30 protein-coding genes are annotated in these 17,223 nt (G+C 30.4%); all 30 read right to left on the bottom strand.

Features of this window, described 5'->3' with window-relative positions:
• Window positions 1–227: 227 nt before the first annotated feature.
• A complete protein-coding gene (locus PLW95_01990) occupies window positions 228–1,268 on the bottom strand; it encodes a zinc-dependent dehydrogenase (protein ID HOV21437.1) in 1,041 nt (346 codons plus the stop codon).
• Window positions 1,222–2,427, bottom strand: coding sequence for a mannitol-1-phosphate 5-dehydrogenase (locus tag PLW95_01985; protein HOV21436.1), 1,206 nt, complete (start codon window positions 2,425–2,427; stop codon window positions 1,222–1,224). The genes PLW95_01990 and PLW95_01985 overlap by 47 nt, the downstream gene beginning before the upstream one ends.
• A gap of 15 nt (window positions 2,428–2,442) precedes the next feature.
• On the bottom strand, window positions 2,443–3,693 hold the full coding sequence (gene purD / locus PLW95_01980; GenBank protein HOV21435.1) for a phosphoribosylamine--glycine ligase: 1,251 nt from the start codon (window positions 3,691–3,693) through the stop codon (window positions 2,443–2,445).
• Window positions 3,694–3,713: 20 nt separating this feature from the next.
• Window positions 3,714–4,427: a CPBP family intramembrane metalloprotease gene (locus tag PLW95_01975; protein HOV21434.1), complete on the bottom strand. Its 714-nt coding sequence runs from the start codon at window positions 4,425–4,427 to the stop codon at window positions 3,714–3,716.
• Window positions 4,399–5,499 carry a PilT/PilU family type 4a pilus ATPase gene (locus PLW95_01970; protein ID HOV21433.1) on the bottom strand — a complete coding sequence of 367 codons (1,101 nt, stop codon included), beginning with the start codon at window positions 5,497–5,499 and terminating at the stop codon, window positions 4,399–4,401. The genes PLW95_01975 and PLW95_01970 overlap by 29 nt, the downstream gene beginning before the upstream one ends.
• Before the next feature lie 79 nt (window positions 5,500–5,578).
• Window positions 5,579–5,770, bottom strand: a complete 192-nt coding sequence (locus PLW95_01965; GenBank protein ID HOV21432.1) for a DNA-directed RNA polymerase subunit omega — start codon at window positions 5,768–5,770, stop codon at window positions 5,579–5,581.
• 3 nt (window positions 5,771–5,773) lie between these two features.
• Window positions 5,774–6,121: a 50S ribosomal protein L17 gene (gene rplQ / locus PLW95_01960; protein HOV21431.1), complete on the bottom strand. Its 348-nt coding sequence runs from the start codon at window positions 6,119–6,121 to the stop codon at window positions 5,774–5,776.
• Window positions 6,111–7,091 carry a DNA-directed RNA polymerase subunit alpha gene (locus PLW95_01955; protein ID HOV21430.1) on the bottom strand — a complete coding sequence of 327 codons (981 nt, stop codon included), beginning with the start codon at window positions 7,089–7,091 and terminating at the stop codon, window positions 6,111–6,113. Before PLW95_01955 ends, rplQ begins: the two co-directional genes overlap by 11 nt.
• A gap of 18 nt (window positions 7,092–7,109) precedes the next feature.
• The gene (gene rpsD, locus PLW95_01950) at window positions 7,110–7,730 is read right to left on the bottom strand and encodes a 30S ribosomal protein S4 (GenBank protein ID HOV21429.1); all 621 of its coding nucleotides are present in this window, start codon (window positions 7,728–7,730) and stop codon (window positions 7,110–7,112) included.
• On the bottom strand, window positions 7,730–8,122 hold the full coding sequence (rpsK, locus tag PLW95_01945; protein HOV21428.1) for a 30S ribosomal protein S11: 393 nt from the start codon (window positions 8,120–8,122) through the stop codon (window positions 7,730–7,732). Before rpsK ends, rpsD begins: the two co-directional genes overlap by 1 nt.
• Before the next feature lies 1 nt (window position 8,123).
• On the bottom strand, window positions 8,124–8,537 hold the full coding sequence (gene rpsM, locus PLW95_01940) for a 30S ribosomal protein S13 (GenBank protein ID HOV21427.1): 414 nt from the start codon (window positions 8,535–8,537) through the stop codon (window positions 8,124–8,126).
• Window positions 8,538–8,545: 8 nt separating this feature from the next.
• Window positions 8,546–8,671: a 50S ribosomal protein L36 gene (gene rpmJ, locus PLW95_01935; GenBank protein HOV21426.1), complete on the bottom strand. Its 126-nt coding sequence runs from the start codon at window positions 8,669–8,671 to the stop codon at window positions 8,546–8,548.
• A gap of 13 nt (window positions 8,672–8,684) precedes the next feature.
• Entirely contained in the window at window positions 8,685–8,900 is a 216-nt protein-coding gene (gene infA, locus PLW95_01930) for a translation initiation factor IF-1 (GenBank protein HOV21425.1), read from the bottom strand.
• Window positions 8,901–9,641, bottom strand: a complete 741-nt coding sequence (map, locus tag PLW95_01925) for a type I methionyl aminopeptidase (protein ID HOV21424.1) — start codon at window positions 9,639–9,641, stop codon at window positions 8,901–8,903.
• Window positions 9,638–10,279, bottom strand: coding sequence for an adenylate kinase (locus PLW95_01920; GenBank protein ID HOV21423.1), 642 nt, complete (start codon window positions 10,277–10,279; stop codon window positions 9,638–9,640). The genes map and PLW95_01920 overlap by 4 nt, the downstream gene beginning before the upstream one ends.
• Window positions 10,276–11,589, bottom strand: coding sequence for a preprotein translocase subunit SecY (gene secY / locus PLW95_01915; GenBank protein HOV21422.1), 1,314 nt, complete (start codon window positions 11,587–11,589; stop codon window positions 10,276–10,278). Before secY ends, PLW95_01920 begins: the two co-directional genes overlap by 4 nt.
• Complete coding sequence (rplO, locus tag PLW95_01910; protein ID HOV21421.1) at window positions 11,586–12,041, bottom strand: 50S ribosomal protein L15; 456 nt, start codon at window positions 12,039–12,041, stop codon at window positions 11,586–11,588. The genes secY and rplO overlap by 4 nt, the downstream gene beginning before the upstream one ends.
• A complete protein-coding gene (gene rpsE, locus PLW95_01905) occupies window positions 12,028–12,513 on the bottom strand; it encodes a 30S ribosomal protein S5 (GenBank protein ID HOV21420.1) in 486 nt (161 codons plus the stop codon). Before rpsE ends, rplO begins: the two co-directional genes overlap by 14 nt.
• A complete protein-coding gene (rplR, locus tag PLW95_01900; GenBank protein HOV21419.1) occupies window positions 12,507–12,887 on the bottom strand; it encodes a 50S ribosomal protein L18 in 381 nt (126 codons plus the stop codon). Before rplR ends, rpsE begins: the two co-directional genes overlap by 7 nt.
• Window positions 12,884–13,453 (bottom strand): 50S ribosomal protein L6, encoded by a 570-nt coding sequence (rplF, locus tag PLW95_01895; protein ID HOV21418.1) that lies wholly within the window; start codon window positions 13,451–13,453, stop codon window positions 12,884–12,886. Before rplF ends, rplR begins: the two co-directional genes overlap by 4 nt.
• A gap of 9 nt (window positions 13,454–13,462) precedes the next feature.
• Window positions 13,463–13,864, bottom strand: coding sequence for a 30S ribosomal protein S8 (gene rpsH, locus PLW95_01890; protein HOV21417.1), 402 nt, complete (start codon window positions 13,862–13,864; stop codon window positions 13,463–13,465).
• 37 nt (window positions 13,865–13,901) lie between these two features.
• Complete coding sequence (locus tag PLW95_01885) at window positions 13,902–14,087, bottom strand: type Z 30S ribosomal protein S14 (GenBank protein ID HOV21416.1); 186 nt, start codon at window positions 14,085–14,087, stop codon at window positions 13,902–13,904.
• 1 nt (window position 14,088) lies between these two features.
• On the bottom strand, window positions 14,089–14,634 hold the full coding sequence (gene rplE, locus PLW95_01880) for a 50S ribosomal protein L5 (protein ID HOV21415.1): 546 nt from the start codon (window positions 14,632–14,634) through the stop codon (window positions 14,089–14,091).
• Window positions 14,634–14,957, bottom strand: a complete 324-nt coding sequence (gene rplX, locus PLW95_01875) for a 50S ribosomal protein L24 (protein HOV21414.1) — start codon at window positions 14,955–14,957, stop codon at window positions 14,634–14,636. The genes rplE and rplX overlap by 1 nt, the downstream gene beginning before the upstream one ends.
• Window positions 14,957–15,325, bottom strand: coding sequence for a 50S ribosomal protein L14 (gene rplN, locus PLW95_01870; protein HOV21413.1), 369 nt, complete (start codon window positions 15,323–15,325; stop codon window positions 14,957–14,959). Before rplN ends, rplX begins: the two co-directional genes overlap by 1 nt.
• On the bottom strand, window positions 15,322–15,585 hold the full coding sequence (gene rpsQ, locus PLW95_01865; protein HOV21412.1) for a 30S ribosomal protein S17: 264 nt from the start codon (window positions 15,583–15,585) through the stop codon (window positions 15,322–15,324). The genes rplN and rpsQ overlap by 4 nt, the downstream gene beginning before the upstream one ends.
• Window positions 15,582–15,794 (bottom strand): 50S ribosomal protein L29, encoded by a 213-nt coding sequence (rpmC, locus tag PLW95_01860; GenBank protein HOV21411.1) that lies wholly within the window; start codon window positions 15,792–15,794, stop codon window positions 15,582–15,584. The genes rpsQ and rpmC overlap by 4 nt, the downstream gene beginning before the upstream one ends.
• Window positions 15,795–15,803: 9 nt before the next feature.
• Window positions 15,804–16,226 (bottom strand): 50S ribosomal protein L16, encoded by a 423-nt coding sequence (gene rplP / locus PLW95_01855; protein ID HOV21410.1) that lies wholly within the window; start codon window positions 16,224–16,226, stop codon window positions 15,804–15,806.
• Window positions 16,201–16,878 carry a 30S ribosomal protein S3 gene (rpsC, locus tag PLW95_01850; protein ID HOV21409.1) on the bottom strand — a complete coding sequence of 226 codons (678 nt, stop codon included), beginning with the start codon at window positions 16,876–16,878 and terminating at the stop codon, window positions 16,201–16,203. The genes rplP and rpsC overlap by 26 nt, the downstream gene beginning before the upstream one ends.
• A complete protein-coding gene (rplV, locus tag PLW95_01845) occupies window positions 16,878–17,219 on the bottom strand; it encodes a 50S ribosomal protein L22 (protein HOV21408.1) in 342 nt (113 codons plus the stop codon). Before rplV ends, rpsC begins: the two co-directional genes overlap by 1 nt.
• Window positions 17,220–17,223 lie beyond the last annotated feature (4 nt).

Below are 17,223 nucleotides of genomic sequence, written 5' to 3'. Positions count from 1 at the left end.
GACAGGCCTTTTTAAAAGGGGGAACTAATTTACTCCCTCATCCCCCTTGACATAATCCACCGGGCGAATCTGCGGATAAAACCATGCCCTAAAAACATAGACACGAAGATATTAAAAAAGTAAAATGTAAAGAGTAAAATTAAAAACAAGACAGCAAAAAAATTTTGAATTTTACGCTCTATCTTTACACTTTTAATTTTAAATTTAATTTTGCTACTTGCTACTCTCTACTTTTCAGGAATTACTATAACTTTCAGCCCTTTTTTATCCTCTGCTGTTTTTAATGCTTGTTTGATTTCTTCTAATGGAAATTTATGAGTTATGTATTTCGTCCCATCTATTCTTTTGTTTGCAAGAAGAGATATTGCTATTTTATTGTGAACAGGAGAAGAACCGTGAGTACCTGTTATAAAAAATTCTCCATAATGAACAAGGTTACTATTCAAATTTATAAAAGGTACTTCTTTTGGCAGCCCTCCAAAAAAATTAACTGACCCTCTTTTTGCAACAATTTCAACTGCTGTCTCTTGTGCTTCTTTTGCACCTGCTGCAACTATAACTCTGTCTGCCATTTTTCCTTCTGTTTCTTCTTTTACAACTTCTTTTATATTTTCTTTACTCATATCAACAAGTTTTGCTCCTGTAAATTTAGCCATTTCTAATCTTTCAGAAGAAATATCACCAAGTATTACTTTACTTGCTCCATTTATTTTTGCAAGTTGACTGTGAAAACATCCAATAGGTCCTGCACCTATAATAACAACTGTATCTCCTATTTCAAGCATACTTAAAATTTGACCATTTATTACACAAGCAAGTGGTTCAGCAATCGCTGCTTCTTCAAAACTTAAATTTTCAGGTAATTTATTTACACAACCATTTAAAACAGCATTTTCAGGAACTCTCATATATTCAGCAAATCCACCATTATAAAGATAACCAATTGTTTCTAAATTATCACACATTGATTGTTGTCCCTTTCTACAATACCAGCATCTTCCACACGGAATAGCAGGAGCAACAGCAACTTTATCACTTTCCTTAAACTCACTTACTTTTTTACCTTTTTCAGCAACAATACCACTTACTTCATGCCCTGTAATTCTTGGAAAAACAATTAACTTATGTCCATGATGATAGACCTTTATATCTGTTCCACATATAGCACAAACCTTTACTTTTATAACTATTTCATTTTCTCCAGGTATTGGTTTTTCAATATCAATAATTTCTAAATTCTCTATTTCTTTTAGAAGTGCTGCTTTCATTTTTTATTTCCTCATAATGTTTTAAAATTTCATCTATAATTTCTTTATTTTCCAGTTTACATATTTCTTTAAGAACAAATTCCACACTATTATTTCTTATTATTTCTTCTAATTCAACTGCCTGCTTATCATTTTGGTAATTATAACATAAACAGGCAGAAGCAACAACACAAATATTGGCTGGAAAGATATTTTGAGAAAGACATAAGTTTATACTACCAATTATTCTATCATCTGGACCAAGTTTCCTTAAAGGGTCTCTTCCAACGCGAAAAACAGTATCCCCTAATAATTTATTTTTAAATCTTGTTTGAAGGTCATAAATATAATCATCAATTTCTTTCTCATCAAATTTATGTTTCTTTATAAGTGCTTCTTTAACCTCATTTAATACGCCTTTAAAAATTTTTAGAATTTTTTTATCTTCCATGCATTGCCAGATATATGTATATCCACTTAAATACCCTAAATAAGCAAGACACGCATGTGAAAGATTATGAACAAAAATTTTTAATTCTTCATATGGATATAAATTCTCAACAGGATAAAGTCCTTTAATATCAGGAATTTCTCCTTTAAATGCCTTTTTATCAACAGGCAATTTGTTATATGGTTCAACTCTCACAATTAAAGGATTTATTTTCTTTATTTCATCAGTAATAGGTGCTACCATTCTGCTTACAACTGACTCAACAAAACCAACTTTTTGAAAAACAACTTCTTTAAATTCAGGTGGAAGATATTCTAAAACTTCTGAGTATAAAATTTTTCCACTCCCAAGTAAATTCTCACAAATTATAATATTAAGATAATCCGATTTATTTGCAGAGAATTTTTTCAAAATCCCTTCAGAAATTAAAGGTGCAAGAGATTTTAAGTTGTTCACACCAACAGCAGTAAAAATTAAGTTTGCTTCTTTTATTTCATTTGATACACTTTCTTTATCATCAAAATATATACCTTTAAAATTCTCTATGAATTTCTCTTCTTTTTCTTTACCCAGTATCCATAAAGGATATTTTTTTTCTTTATTAAGTAGGTCAATTACATTTTTAAAAACATCAACAAAAACAAGAAAATAACCTGAACTATAACATATTTCTCCTATAAAACCCCTTCCAATCTGCCCTGCCCCAAATATAATAACCTTTTTTCTCATTTTAATTTTTATATATTAAAAAAGTGCAATATCTTTTCTATAATGTTTCCCTTCAAAATCAATGGTGCTTGCTGATTTATAAACATTTTCCCTTGCTTTTTCTATTGTTGAGTTAAGTGCAGTTATTCCAAGAACCCTTCCACCATTTGTATAAAACTTCCCATTTTCTTTTTTGGTTCCTGAATGAAAAATTAAAACATTTTTTTCAACTTTTTCTAAATTTTTTATTTCTTTCCCAGTTTCATATCCTCCTGGATATCCACCAGAAGATAGTATTAAACAAACACTTTTTTTATTACTCCATTTTATATCTATTTTTTTCAGTTCCCCTTCGCAAACCGCAGTCATTACATCAATAATGTCTGTTTCCATTCTCGGTAATATCACCTGTGTTTCCGGGTCTCCAAACCTAACATTATATTCTAAAACATAAGGACCTTTTTCAGTTATCATTAAGCCAAAATATAAAACACCTCTATAATCAATATTTTCTTTCCTCAATCCATATATTGTCCTTTCAACTATTTCATTTTTTATTTTATTATCAAGTTCTTCATTAAAAAAAAGTGGTGGAGAATAAGAACCCATTCCACCTGTATTTTGTCCTTTATCTCCATCAAAAACTCTTTTGTAATCCTTTGCTGGCACCATTGGAATATATGAAATTGTGTCTGTAAAAATAAGATAGGAAAGTTCTTTCCCAATTAAACAATCTTCAATTATAATTTTCTTTTCATTACTTTTAAAAATATTATCAATAAAAATTTCTTTTAAGTACTTTTCACCTTCTTCAAAACTCTCAATTACTCTAACTCCTTTCCCAGCAGCAAGCCCATCGTATTTTATAACATATGGGACTTCCTTTTTTTCAATTATTTTTATTGCTGACTCATAACTTTCTGCTATCTGGAAGTTTGCAGTTGGAATATTATACTTTCCCATAAACTCTTTGGCATAACATTTTGAACCTTCAAGAATAGCACCCTTTTTTATTGGACCAAATGCCTTAATGTTTTTTTCTTTTAAAAAATCTACTATCCCATAAACAAGAGGATTTTCAGGTCCCACTACAACAAAATCAATTCCTTTATTTTTTATAATGTTAAAGGCATCACTAAAATCTTCAATATCACCTTTAATACATTCAGCAATTTCAGATATTCCTCCATTTCCAGGCAATGCGAACAACCGTACATTTTTATTTTGTTTGATTTTCCAGCAAATACAATGTTCTCTTCCACCAGAACCAATAACAAGTATTTTCATTTTTTGCCTTTTTTCGTTTATTATATCACAAAATTTTGTCCTGCTTGGTGAAATTTAATAAAAAATACAAATAAATTTGTAAAAAAGTTATTGAAAAAATGAAGACCTATTGATGGCCAGAGATACCTATGCCTCTCAAAAATAATTGACAGGAAACAACCAAAAATAAAAATTCCGGCAAAAGTAAAAAGGTCATTGTGAAAAAGAGAAAAAACTAATGAACTTAAAATTACAGCAATTGAAAAAGAAAAATTATTTCTCAATGACTTATATAAAATACCTCTAAATATTATTTCTTCTGTCAAAGGAGCGATAAAACAACTTAAAAAAAACATAAATAAAATTATTTTAATTGACTTAATTTCTAAATAAAAAGAGACCATTTTTTGAATTTCTACATTTATATGTAATTGTTCAAAAATAGCATATACAATGAGAGAGACAATTGAAATAATAGGAATTATAATCAAATAATACTTAAAACCAGAAAAAAAAAGAGAAAAATTAGAAAAGATGTTTTTGAAATATTCTGGATATTTGATAAAAGAAAAGTAAATAATTCCAACTTCAGTCAAAAAAGTAAAAATACCCCCCTTAAATAACTTTTCCTCAATTGTTAAGTTTCTAAATAAAAAAGAGAATATGAGTGACAAAATTAGTATAATTGAAATGATAGAAATGGAGAAAAAAAGGTCTGGTTCTTTCCTATTCTCCAATAATTTTTGAGTCCTCATCTAAGTAAATTCCTCTTAAATTCATTTCAAGTGCATGTGGTGATGGAGATGCAGCAAAACCTTCTTCTTTACTAATTATATCATTTTGAATTAATTGGACAAGATGTTGATTAAATGTTTGCATCCCTACTTCTTTATCTGATGCCATAGCAGCATATATTTTGTTTAATTTGTTGTCCTGTATAAGTTTAGAAATTACAGAATTTACAATCATAATTTCACAGACAGGAACAAGTCCAGAATTATCTTTTTTGGTTAAAAGTTTTTGACATATTGTTGCCCGTAAATGATAGGCAACAATTTTTCTTACTTGTTCATGTTGAGAAGATGGGAAAAAATCAAGAATTCTTGTAATTGTTGTAATTGTATCTATTGTATGCAAAGTAGCAAAAACAAGATGCCCTGTCTCACAGGCATTTATTGCTGCCTGAAATGTATCTACATCTCTTAATTCTCCGATTAAGATAATATCTGGGTCTTCTCTTAAAACACGTTTCAAAGCAGAATCAAAAGCAATTGTATCAATTCCAACCTCTCTCTGGTCAATAATTGACTTTTTATCTTTATAAATATATTCAATTGGGTCTTCAATTGTTACAATATGAACAACTTTATTTTTGTTAATATTCTCAATCATAGAAGCAAGAGTTGTTGACTTTCCGCATCCAGTAGGACCTGTAACAAGAACAAGTCCATCGGAAAATGAAGCAATTTTATTTAAAACAGGTGGTAAATTCAATTCTTCAATGGTGGGGATAACATCTTTTATTCTTCTTAAAACAAGACCAATATGTCCTCTTTGCCAGAAAGCATTTACCCTATACCTGCCAACTTCTTCCTGTTCAAAGGCAATGTCCATTTCTTTTTGTTTCTTAAATATCTCAATTTGTTCAGATGGAATAATTATTGAACAAATTTTATTTAATTCTTCATCATTAAAAATATTCTCCCATTCTTCTACTTCTTCTAATTCTCCTTTTATTCTAAAAATTGGTTTCCTTCCAAATTTTATATGAAGGTCAGAAGCATCTTTTTCCTTCATGCATTTCAGTAATTGAGTAAAATCATTCATTTTCTTATCCTGTAAATAATATTTAATGAACCTTATAGGTAAGGTACACAACCTGCAGGAATATTTATTTTATACTTTTTTATTTTTTATCACCACTAAGTAAATGTTCTTCTATTACTAATTCATGTGGTGCATTGCCACTTTCGTCTGATTTTATTTTTGCAGGTGCACCTGAAATTATTTCATGTGCTCTTTTTGCAAGAATAACTATCAGCCGATATATATTTTCTTTTTTATATACTTTATCAAGAAGTTTTAAATTTTTATTCATTTTTCACACTAATTTTATAATTACTTCCCTTGCTCCATCTCCTCTTCTTGTGGAAAGTTTAATTATTTTTGTATATCCACCTGGTCTATCAGAATATCTCTTTGCAACTTCTTTAACTTTTTTTACACTTTCTGGATGATTTAAAAAAGCATTGAGCATCCTTGTACTCTTTAAGTCCTGCTTTTTACCAAGTGTTATCATTCTTTCAACAACTCTCTTTAATTGTTTACCTTTAACTTCTGTAGTTCTTATCTCATTTGATTGGAAAAAACTTATTGTCATGTTCCTTATCAGCCCTTTTCTATGGGACTTATTTCTACTTAATTTTTTAATATCTTTTTTATGTCTCATCTTCTTCCTCTTGTTTTTCTGCTAATTCTTTTAATGTTAAGAGTTTAATGTCCCTTTTTTTCAAAATATTTTCTATTTCTTTAATGGATTTTTTACCTAAATTTTTTAGTTCTTCTAATTTTTCCCTTGGAGTATTTATAAGGTCCCTAATTGTTTTAATATTTTTACCTGTTAAAGCATTAATAACTCTTGTTGAAAGTTTTAAGTCACTTATTGGAATATCAAGGTCTATCTTGCCAACTTCTTCTTTTTTTACTTCTTTCCTTCCAATTGTCTGCTTATCTTTTATTAAATTTAGATGACTAAGAATAAGGTCTGTTGCATAACTAACTGCATCTTTCGGAGTAATTGCACCAGTTGTTCCTATTTCAAGAACAAGTTTTTCATAATCAACTGATTGGCCTACCATTATATTTTCAATATGAAAAGATACTTTCCTAATAGGAGAATAAATTCCATCTATTAAAATTGTACCAATTGGAGGAGTAGAAATCATAAGTTTCATTTTTTCAACAGGTAAATAGCCAAAACCATTAGTTATTTCTATTTCCATTTTGTATTTCTTAGTCGGGTCAACCGTAGCAATATGCAAACCACTATTTATTACATATGCGGAACCATCGGGTATTAAATCCCCTGCTACTATTTCATCTTTTCCCTCTATTTCAATTTCGACTTTATGAGGAAATTCAGATATAACTGGTTTTAAAGCAACATTTTTCAAATTCATAACTATTTCAACTACATCTTCTTTTACCCCTTCAATTGTTGAAAACTCATGCATAACACCATCAATTTTCAGAGATGTTATTGATATCCCAGGGATTGAAGAAAGAAGAATTCTTCTGTACAAATTACCTAAGGTGACTCCATAACCTCTTTCAAGCGGTTGAATTTCAATAATTCCATAATTCTCTCTGTATGTATCTTCATCCCAAATAAAACTACTGGGAAACAAAAATTCTTTCATATTTACACCTCACATTTTTTATTTTGAATAAAGGTTGATAATGAGTTGCTCATCCACAGGTATAGAAACTTCTTCCCGTGTTGGATATCTTACAATTTCTATTGAATAATTTTCATTGTTAACTTTCATCCATGTTGGAATCTGTCTATGTTTAAAAATATCAATATTTTCTTTAACTTTTTCTATGTATTTAATATTTGTTTTAATTTTTATTTCTTCCCCTTCTTTTACAATATATCCATCCCTATCTGCTTTTCTCCCATTGATTATAACTGCACCATGAGAAATAATTTGTTTTGCTTGTTTTCTCGAAGAGACAAAATTTGCCCTATAAACAACATTATCAAGACGTCTTTCAAGAAGTTGGAGTAAATTTTCACCAGTAACACCCTTTTGTTTCTTTGCCATTTCAAAATATCTTCTAAATTGTCTTTCTCTTACTCCATAGTATATCTTTACCTTGTTTTTTTCTCTTAATTGATGCCCATATTCTGATGTCTTTTTACTCTTTATTAATCTTATATTCTTTCTTCTGGGGTCTATTGCACATTTATCCGATTCACACCTTATGCCTTTTAAATATAACTTTATTCCATATTTTCTACAAACTTTACAATCTGTTTCAACAACTTTCGCCATTATACTCTCCTTCTTTTCGGTGGTCGACAACCATCATGTGGTATCGGGGTTACATCTTTTATTGAAACAACATTTAAGCCAGTTGATTGTAATGCCCTTATTGCTGTTTCCCTTCCAGGGCCAGGTCCTTTAACAAAAACAGATACTTCTTTCATATTAAACATGTTTATTGCTCTTTTGGCAACATTTTCACTCACAAGTTGAGCAGCAAAAGGTGTTCCTTTTCTTGTTCCTTTAAAACCAATACTCCCTGCACTTGCCCATAACAAAACTTTCCCTTCAAGATCCGTTAGAGTAACTATTGTATTATTAAAAGTTGCCTTTATATGTACAATTCCTCTTTCAATAGATACCCTTTTTTTTCTCTTTTTTACATATTTTCTCGCAGCCATATTATTCTTCCTTTCCTTTTTCCTGTCTCATTGCTTTCCTTGCTGTTTTATCTCTAACTATTCCAACTGTTTTTCTTGGACCTTTTCGTGTTCTCGCATTAGTTCTTGTTCTTTGCCCCCTTACGGGTAAGGAACGTTTATGTCTGAAACCTCTATAAGAATTTATTTCTACTAATCTTCTAATATTTTCAGAAATTTCTTTTTTTAAATCACCTTCAACTTTAAAATTTCTCTGGATATAATTTGTTATTTTGCTTAATTCTTCATCAGTCAGCTCTTTAACTCTTTTTTCGGGAGAAACACCTGTATCTGACAAAATTTTTTTTGCTGTGGGCTTACCAATTCCATAAATATAAGTTAAAGAAATTTCAATTTTCTTATTATCAGGGATTTCAACCCCAAGTATTCTTGCCATATTTCACCTCATCCTTGTTTCTGTTTATGTTTAGGTCCATCCTGAGGATTCGTACAAATAACCCTTACAATTCCTTTTCTTCTTATTATTTTACATTTAGGGCATATTTTCTTCACTGATGCTCTTACTTTCATTTCCTTAACTCCTTTAATATCTTTTTATTATTCTACCTTTTGTTAAATCATAAGGTGAAATTTCAACTAAAACTTCATCACCCGGTATTATTTTTATATAATGCATTCTCATCTTTCCTGCAAGATGAGCAAAAACCTTATGGCCATTTTCTAATTTTACCTCAAATGTAGTTCCCGGTAAAGCATTTATTATTTCTCCTTTTAATCTTATTTTTTCCTCTTTATTCATTTAACTTAAAATTTCTCCTTTTTCTTTTCTTACAAGAACTTCATTTTCATAATGAGCAGAATATTTTCTATCAGAAGTTATAGCAGTCCATCCATCATCAAGAATTTTCACTTTCCATGTACCTTCATTAACCATTGGCTCAATACATATAACCATACCATCTTTCAAAATTTCTCCTTCGCCCTTATTCCCAAAATTTGCTAATTCAGGGAAATCATGTAATTTTTTACCAATACCGTGTCCAGCGAACGCCTTTACAACTGAAAACCCATTACTTTCAACAAATTGCTGAATTGAATTCCCTATATCACCTGTCATTACTCCATCTTTTATGTAATCCACTCCAATATAAAATGCTTTTTTAGTAACATCAATTAGTTTTTTATGTATCTGCTTTATCTCTCCAACAGGAAATGTATCTGCACAATCACCATAAAATCCATCATAAATTACCCCAATATCAACTGAAACAATATCTCCTTCTTTCAATATTCTCTCCTTTTTAGGAATTCCATGCACAACCTCTTCATTAATTGAAACACAAATATTTGCAGGAAATCCTCCATAGTCCTTAAAGGCAGGTACAACTTCCCTTTTTTTCATCATCTCATAGGCAAGTTCATCAATATCATATGTACTTATTCCTGGCTTTATAATTTCGCTTATTCCTTCTAAAATTTCTCTTACTATTACACATGCTTTTTTTACTTTTTCTATTTCATCAGATGTTTGAACTATCATTTTAAAATCCTTTTTATTTCGCTTAATGTATCTTCAAGTTCCCCTTCGCCAGAAATTTCATAGAAATTGCCATTTTTCTTGTAATAGTCAATAATTGGTCCAGTATAACTATGATAAACATCTAGTCTATTCTTTACCACTTCTGATTTATCATCTTCTCTTTGAATTAATCTTCCTCCACATTTATCACAAATACCATCTTTTTTTGGTGGTAAATTTATAAGATGGTAAATATATCCACATTTTTCACAAATTCTTCTATTAGAAAGCCGATTAATTAAAAAATGATCAGAGGCAGAAAGATAAATAACAATTACTTTATTATTATTCATAAGTATTTTATTTAAATCCTCTGCCTGTTTTAAAGTTCTCGGAAAACCATCAAGAATAAATCCATTTTTACAATCTTCATGTCCTATCCTTTCTTTAATAATATCCTCAACAATTTCGTCAGGAACAAGTTCCCCTTTTTTAATATAAAAATATGCCTTTTCACCAAGTTGAGTATGGTTTTTCACATTGTCTCTCAATAGGTCACCAGAAGAAATTAAAGGCAAATTATAAAAAGAACTTATATTTCTTCCAACAGTCCCTTTTCCTGCTCCTGGGGGCCCTAAAAGTATCAAGATTTTCTTCATCTTATTCCTTCCTTTTTAATAAATCCCTGATAATGTCTTAAAAGAAGATGAGACTCAATCTGTCGGATTGTTTCAAGTAAAACAGAAACAACAATTAAAAGACCAATACCACCAAAAATATGTGCAACTATATATGGAATTTTTTTGTAAGCACTCATAATTATATATGGAAATATAGCAATAGCCGCAAGCATCAAAGCACCAGGTAAAGTTATTCTATTTAGAATTCTTTCAAGATAAAGAGCAGTTGATTTTCCAGGTCTTATACCCTGAATATATCCGCCATATTTTTGTAAGTCCTCTGCAACACGGTCTGGACTGAAAATTATACTTGCATAAAAATAACAGAAGAAAATTATCAAAACAATATAAAGAAACATCCCTGGTCCTGAACTTGGTGATAAATATGCAGCAACTTTTTGTATAACTTTATTTTCAGAAAAAGTTAAAATTGTTGCAGGAAAAGTTAAAATTGAGATTGCAAAAATTAAAGGAATAACTCCTCCCTGGTTTAACTTTATAGGTAAATAAGTTGATTGTCCCCCATAAACCTTTCTGCCAACAACTCTTTTTGCATATTGAATTGGTATTCTCCTTTCACTTTCATTTACAATAATAGCAGCAGCAACTACAATAAAAATCAAAACAATCAATAGAAGAACAACAAATAAACTTATTTCACCAGCAGAAACAAGTTGTGCAATTCTATGTACTGCAATAGGCATTTCTGAAAGAATGCTGGCTGTTATTATTAATGATATACCATTACCAACTCCCTTTTCTGTTATTTGTTCTCCCAAATACATTAAAAAAATAGTTCCTGCTGTTAAAGTTAGCATTGTAACAATTTTAAAAGTCCATCCAGGATTTGGAACAATTACATATCCAGCAAAATGCTCTGGATTTTCAAGCCATAAACTTATTGCAAAACCCTGAAATAAACATAAAATTACTGTACCTATTCTTGTTAATTGAGTAAGTTTTCTTCTTCCTTCAACTCCACCTCTCACAAGATTTTCAAAATATGGGATTATAGAGGAAAGAAGTTCAAGTATAATAGAAATACTTATGTAAGGCATTATTCCTAACGCAAAAATTGTTGCATTTCTTAATGCTCCCCCTGCAAAAAGGTCAACTAATTGAAAAAGAGTATTTGGAAAATTTTCAAAAAAACTTGCAAGAGCCTGTCCATTTATACCGGGAGAGGGAATATAACAACCTAAACGATATACACTTATTAAAAAAATTGTAATCCCTATTTTTCTTCTTAAATCAGCAATTTTAAATGTATCTTTAAACGCATCTATCATTTTTTAATTTTTTCCAGTAAAATTGTTTTACCACCAACATTTTCAATTTTTTCTTTTGCTTTTTTTGAAAAAGCATTGGCAGAAACATTTATTTTTTTTGTTAATTTACCATTACCAAGAATTTTAACAAATTCACCTTTTTTTACTAATTTTTCTTTTTTTAATAATTCAACATCAACATTTTCTCCATCATTGAACTTATTTTCAAGTTCTTCAATTTTAACAATTTCAACTATTTTTTCTTTTAAATGTGTAAAACCTCTTTTTGGTAATCTCCTTACCAATGGCATTTGTCCACCTTCAAAATTAAAAGAACGCGTATATCCACTCCTTGCTTTATGTCCCTTATGTCCCTTGGTAGAAGTCCCTCCATGTCCAGAAGCATCCCCTCTTCCAACCCGCTTTCTCTTCTTTTTTGCTCCATAAGGTACCTTTAACTCATTCAGTTTCATTTTTTTTATCCTCTTTTTTCTTCTTTAACTGACTCAATGCCTTTATAGTTGCTGAAAGAACATTTAATGCATTTGTAGACCCTAAACATTTGCTTGTTATATCTTTTATTCCTATAACTTCAAATATTGCCCTCATTGTTCTACCTGCAACCATACCATGCCCTTTAACTGCTGGTTTTAATATAACAATAGAAGATGAACTTTTTGCAGTTATATCATGAGGTATTGTTGTGTTCACAATTGGAATTTCAATCATATTTTTTCGTGCTTTATCAACTCCCTTTTTTATTGCATCAGGAACCTCAACTGCTTTCCCAATACCATATCCACATTTCCCTTTACCATCTCCAACAACAACAACTGCTCTGAAATTCAAATTCTTTCCACCTTTTGTAACTTTTGTAACTCTTCTTATTTCAATAACTGCTTGTTTTTCATTCTCCTGCTGGGTTATTTCATTTTCTTTCAAAATTTTAGACCTCCTTTTCTTGCTGATTCTGCTAAAACCTTTAATCTTCCAGTATATTTGTATCCACCTCTATCAAAGGTAATTTTTTCAATACCAATTTCTTTTGCTTTTTCTGCTACTAACTGCCCAACAATTCCTGCTGCATCCTTTGTCCATGTCTTAATATTTTTCCCTTCTGAATATTTTTTAAATCCCTCCGATAATGTTGAAACAGTCGCTAGAACCTTACATGGTGTTTCATCATCATTAACAAAAGAAGCATAAATATGCTTCTGACTTCTGAAGACCACAAGTCGTAATCTTTCCCAATTTCCTTTCACCTTTCTTCTTACCTTCAAATGCTTTCTCTTTCTTTTTTCTTCTTTTTTTATTTTCATTGTCCTGTTCCCACAGCAGCCTTACCTGCTTTATGTCTTACATATTCTCCTCTATATCTTATTCCTTTTCCTTTATACGGTTCTGGTGGAGCGATTTTTTTAACTATTGCTGCAAAACTTGAAACTCTTTGTTTATCTATACCTCTTACAAAAATTACTGTATTTCTTGCAACTTCAACTGAAACATCAAATGGTATATCAATCTCAATAGGATGAGAAAATCCAAGTGTTAAAACAAGTTTTTTTTCTTTTACCTCTCCTTTATAACCAACTCCATGAATTTCAAGAACTTTCTCATATCCATCTTTGACTCCAACAACCATATTTTTAATTAAACTTCTCATTAATCCCTGAAACTCCCCACCCTTTTTATATAACTTCCTATTCTCTTCTGGAATTATATTTTTTACAAATATTTTATTGTTATCAATAATTTCAACTTTTAGATAGGACAATACTTCCTTTTCTAATTTCCCTTTTGGACCTTCAATTATAATTCTATTATTTTCTACCTTTCCTTTTACTCCCTCTGGTATTTCAACAGGTCTTTTACCTAATCTTGCCATTTTTACCCCTCACCATATTGTAAATAAAATTTCTCCACCAATTCCTATTTCCCTTGCTTTTTTATCACTAATAATTCCTTTTGATGTTGTCAAAACAGCCATTCCAAATCCATTTTTTATTACTTTATTTGTATTTTCTTTCTTTATGTATACTCTTGCACCCGGCTTACTTACTCTTTTTATCTCAGTAATAACTCTTTTCCTATCTGGATAATACATAAGATAAATCCTTATTACTTTTTTATTTTCAATTTCTATTATCTCATAATTTTTAATAAATCCTTCTTCCTTCAAGACAATAGCAATTTTTTCTTTCATTTTACTAAAAGGAATATCAACCGATCTCTTATAATTCAAATTACCATTTCTAATTCTTGTTATCATATCTGCTATTGGGTCCGTAACTGTCATTTTTCCACCTCTCCTAAAAATTGGATGAATATACACCTCACCAACTTGCTTTTTTTACCCCTGGAATTTCTCCTTTTGATGCTAACTCTCTAAAACAAAGTCGACAAATTCCAAATTTTCTATAATATCCTCTTGCCCTGCCACATCTAAAACACCTATTTTTGCCCCTCACTTTAAATTTTGGTTCTCTATTTGACTTTTCAATTAATGCTTTTCTTGCCAATTCATTCCCTCCTTATTGGTAATCCGATTTCCCTTAACAATTCAAGTGTTTCTTCAGGTGTTTTCGCATTTGTAACCAATGTAATATTCATCCCTCTAATTTTATAAATAGTGTTATAATCAATTTCAGGAAAAATAACATGTTCTTTTATCCCGATTGTATAACTGCCCCTTCCGTCAGTAGAATTTACTGGCAGCCCATTAAAGTCCCTAACTCTCGGGAGTGCAGCAACAATCGTTCTATCAAGAAATTCCCACATTCTTTTTCCCCTTAAAGTTACCATTAATCCACATATATCTCCCTTTCTTAAATTAAATGCTGCTATTGAAGTTTTTGCTTTTGTTATAACTGGTTTTTGCCCTGTTATAAGAGATAATTCCTTTTCCGCTGATTCAATTGCTTTTGTATCTTTATTATCTTTTCCAATTCCAATGTTTATTACTATTTTTTCCAATCGCGGAACCTGCATCTTATTTTTATAATTAAACTTTTCCATCATATGGTTAATCACAACTTCTTTATATTTTTCTTTTAATCTCGGTTCCATCATTTCTCCTCAACAATCTCATTACATTTTTTACAATATCTCACTTTTGTACCATCAGATAGTTTCTTAATACCAAGTCCTACTGCTTTTCCACATTTTAAGCAGAAATATCGGATATTTGAAATTGATATTGGTTTTTCAATTTGAATTATTCCTCCCTGCATATCAACGGACCTTGGTCTTGTATGTTTTTTTACAAAATTCACACCTTCAACAAGAACTCTTTCCTCTTCTGGAAAAACTTTTATTACTCTCCCTTTTTTCCCTCTATCATTACCTTTTATTACACAAACAAAATCATTTTTTCTTATTTTAATTCCCATTAAACAACCTCCGGAGCTAGAGAAATAATTTTAGTAAAATTTTTATCTCTCAATTCTCTTGGAACAGGTCCAAAAATTCTTGTTCCTCTTGGATTTTTTTCATTATCTACTATAATAGCACAATTATGGTCAAATTTTAAAATTGTTCCATCTTTCCTTTTTATTGGTTTAACTGTTCTAACTATTACTGCTTTCACTTTTTCTTTTTTCTTAACAATACCATCTGGAAGTGCATCTTTAACACTACAAATGACTATATCTCCAGTTCTTGCATATCTTTTCTTGGAAACACCTATAAACCCAATAACCATGATTTTCTTTGCACCTGTATTATCTGCAACTATTAAAGTAGTCCTCAATTGTATCATTTTTGCCTTTCTGTTTTTTCAATTATTTCAACAATTCTCCATCTTTTTAGTTTACTCAATGGTCTGGTCTGAACAATCCTGACCGTATCTCCAACTTTTGTAATATTATCTTCATCATGTGCATAAAATTTCTTTCTCTTCCTTAAAATTTTATTATAAAGAGGATGGGCTGATTTCCACTCAACAGAAACAACTCTTGTTTTATCCATCTTATCACTTAAAACAACCCCAACTTTTTCGATTTCTCGTGAATTATTCATTTTTTAACCCTCTGTATACTTTTTTCTCTCTTTATTGTGTTTAAAATAGCAATGTTTTTTCTTATATTTTTCAAAACAGAACAATTTTTTAACTGCCCCATTTTTACCTGTGGTAATAAATTAAAAAGTTGTTTTTCTAACTCAACTATTTTAAGCCCTATTTCTTCTTCTGTTGCTTCTCTCCATTTTTTTATTTCATCTTTTTTCATTTTTATTCCTTATGAAACTATCTTTTGTCTTTTAACTATTTTACTTTTCACAGGAAATTTTGAGGATGCTCTTTTAAGTGCTCCGACAGCTGTTTCTTCATCAACTCCAACTATCTCAAAAGCAATTCTTCCTGGAAGTACAACAGCAACCCAGTGAGAAACATCTCCTTTACCCTTTCCCATTCTTGTTTCTGCTGGTTTTTTTGTAACTGGTTTATCCGGAAAAATTCTAATCCAAACTTTCCCCTTTGTTTTTAAATGGTGTGTAATAGCAACTCTTGCCGCTTCTATTTGAACATTTGTAAGCCAGCACGGTTCCATAATTTTCAATCCATAATCACCGTAATATAAAGTGCTGCCTCTCATTGCTTTACCTTTTCTTCTGCCTCTTTGTGCTTTTCTATACTTAACTCTCTTTGGCATTAACGGCATTTTTATCCTCCTGCCTTTTACCCTGTAAAACTTCACCTAAGTACAACCATACCTTTATACCAATTGTTCCCGACCTCGTAAATGCTGTCGCAGTTGCATAATCAATTTTTGCTCTTAATGTATGTAATGGAACTTTGCCTTCAATATATTGTTCAGACCTGGAAATTTCCACTCCCCCTATTCTTCCACTTATTCTTACCTTAATTCCTTCAGCTCCACTTTCCATCGCAAGAGCCATTGCTCTTTTTATTGCATATCTATGTGAAAATCTTTTTTCCAATTGTATAACTATTGTATCTGCAAGAAATTGTGCACTTTTACCTGGAGGATTTACTTCAACTACATCTATACTCACCTGTTTTTTCAACTTCCCAATTAACTCATCCCTTAGTTGATTTATTTCGCTCCCTTTTCTTCCCAAAATAACACCTGGTCTTGTTGTATAAATAATAATTTTTATTTTTTCTTTGATAACTTTTTCAATTTCAATTTTGCTTATTGTCCCTCTTGGATATTTTTTATTTATATTGTCTCTTATAAAAATATCCTCTTTCAATGAGTCCTTAAAATCCTTTTTACTTGCAAACCATTTCGTTCGCCAATCCTCAGTTATTCCTAATCTTAATCCAATTGGATTTACTTTCTGTCCCATTATTTTTCCCCTTCTTCTATATCCTGTAAAATAACTGTTATATGAGAAGTCCTTTTTCTCACCATTACACCTCTTCCCATTGTAGTAGCCCTAAACCTTTTAAATGAGGGGCCACTATCAACCAATAAATTCTTTACCATCCATATTCCGCCTTTCTTTTTACCTTCTGCATTACTCTGGGCTGATTTTAATGTTTTAATCAAATATTCTGAACCTCTTTTTGGCAAACTTTCTAAAATTTGTATTGCCTCATTAATTTCTTTCCCAATAACAATATCCTTTATCATTTTCAACTTTCTCGGACTTACTCTAATATATTTTGAAATTGCTTTTACTTCCATTTTT

Source organism: bacterium (genome assembly GCA_035370465.1).
Taxonomy (GTDB): Bacteria; Ratteibacteria; UBA8468; order B48-G9; family JAFGKM01; genus JAGGVW01.
This window is presented reverse-complemented; position numbering and strand designations above follow the sequence as displayed.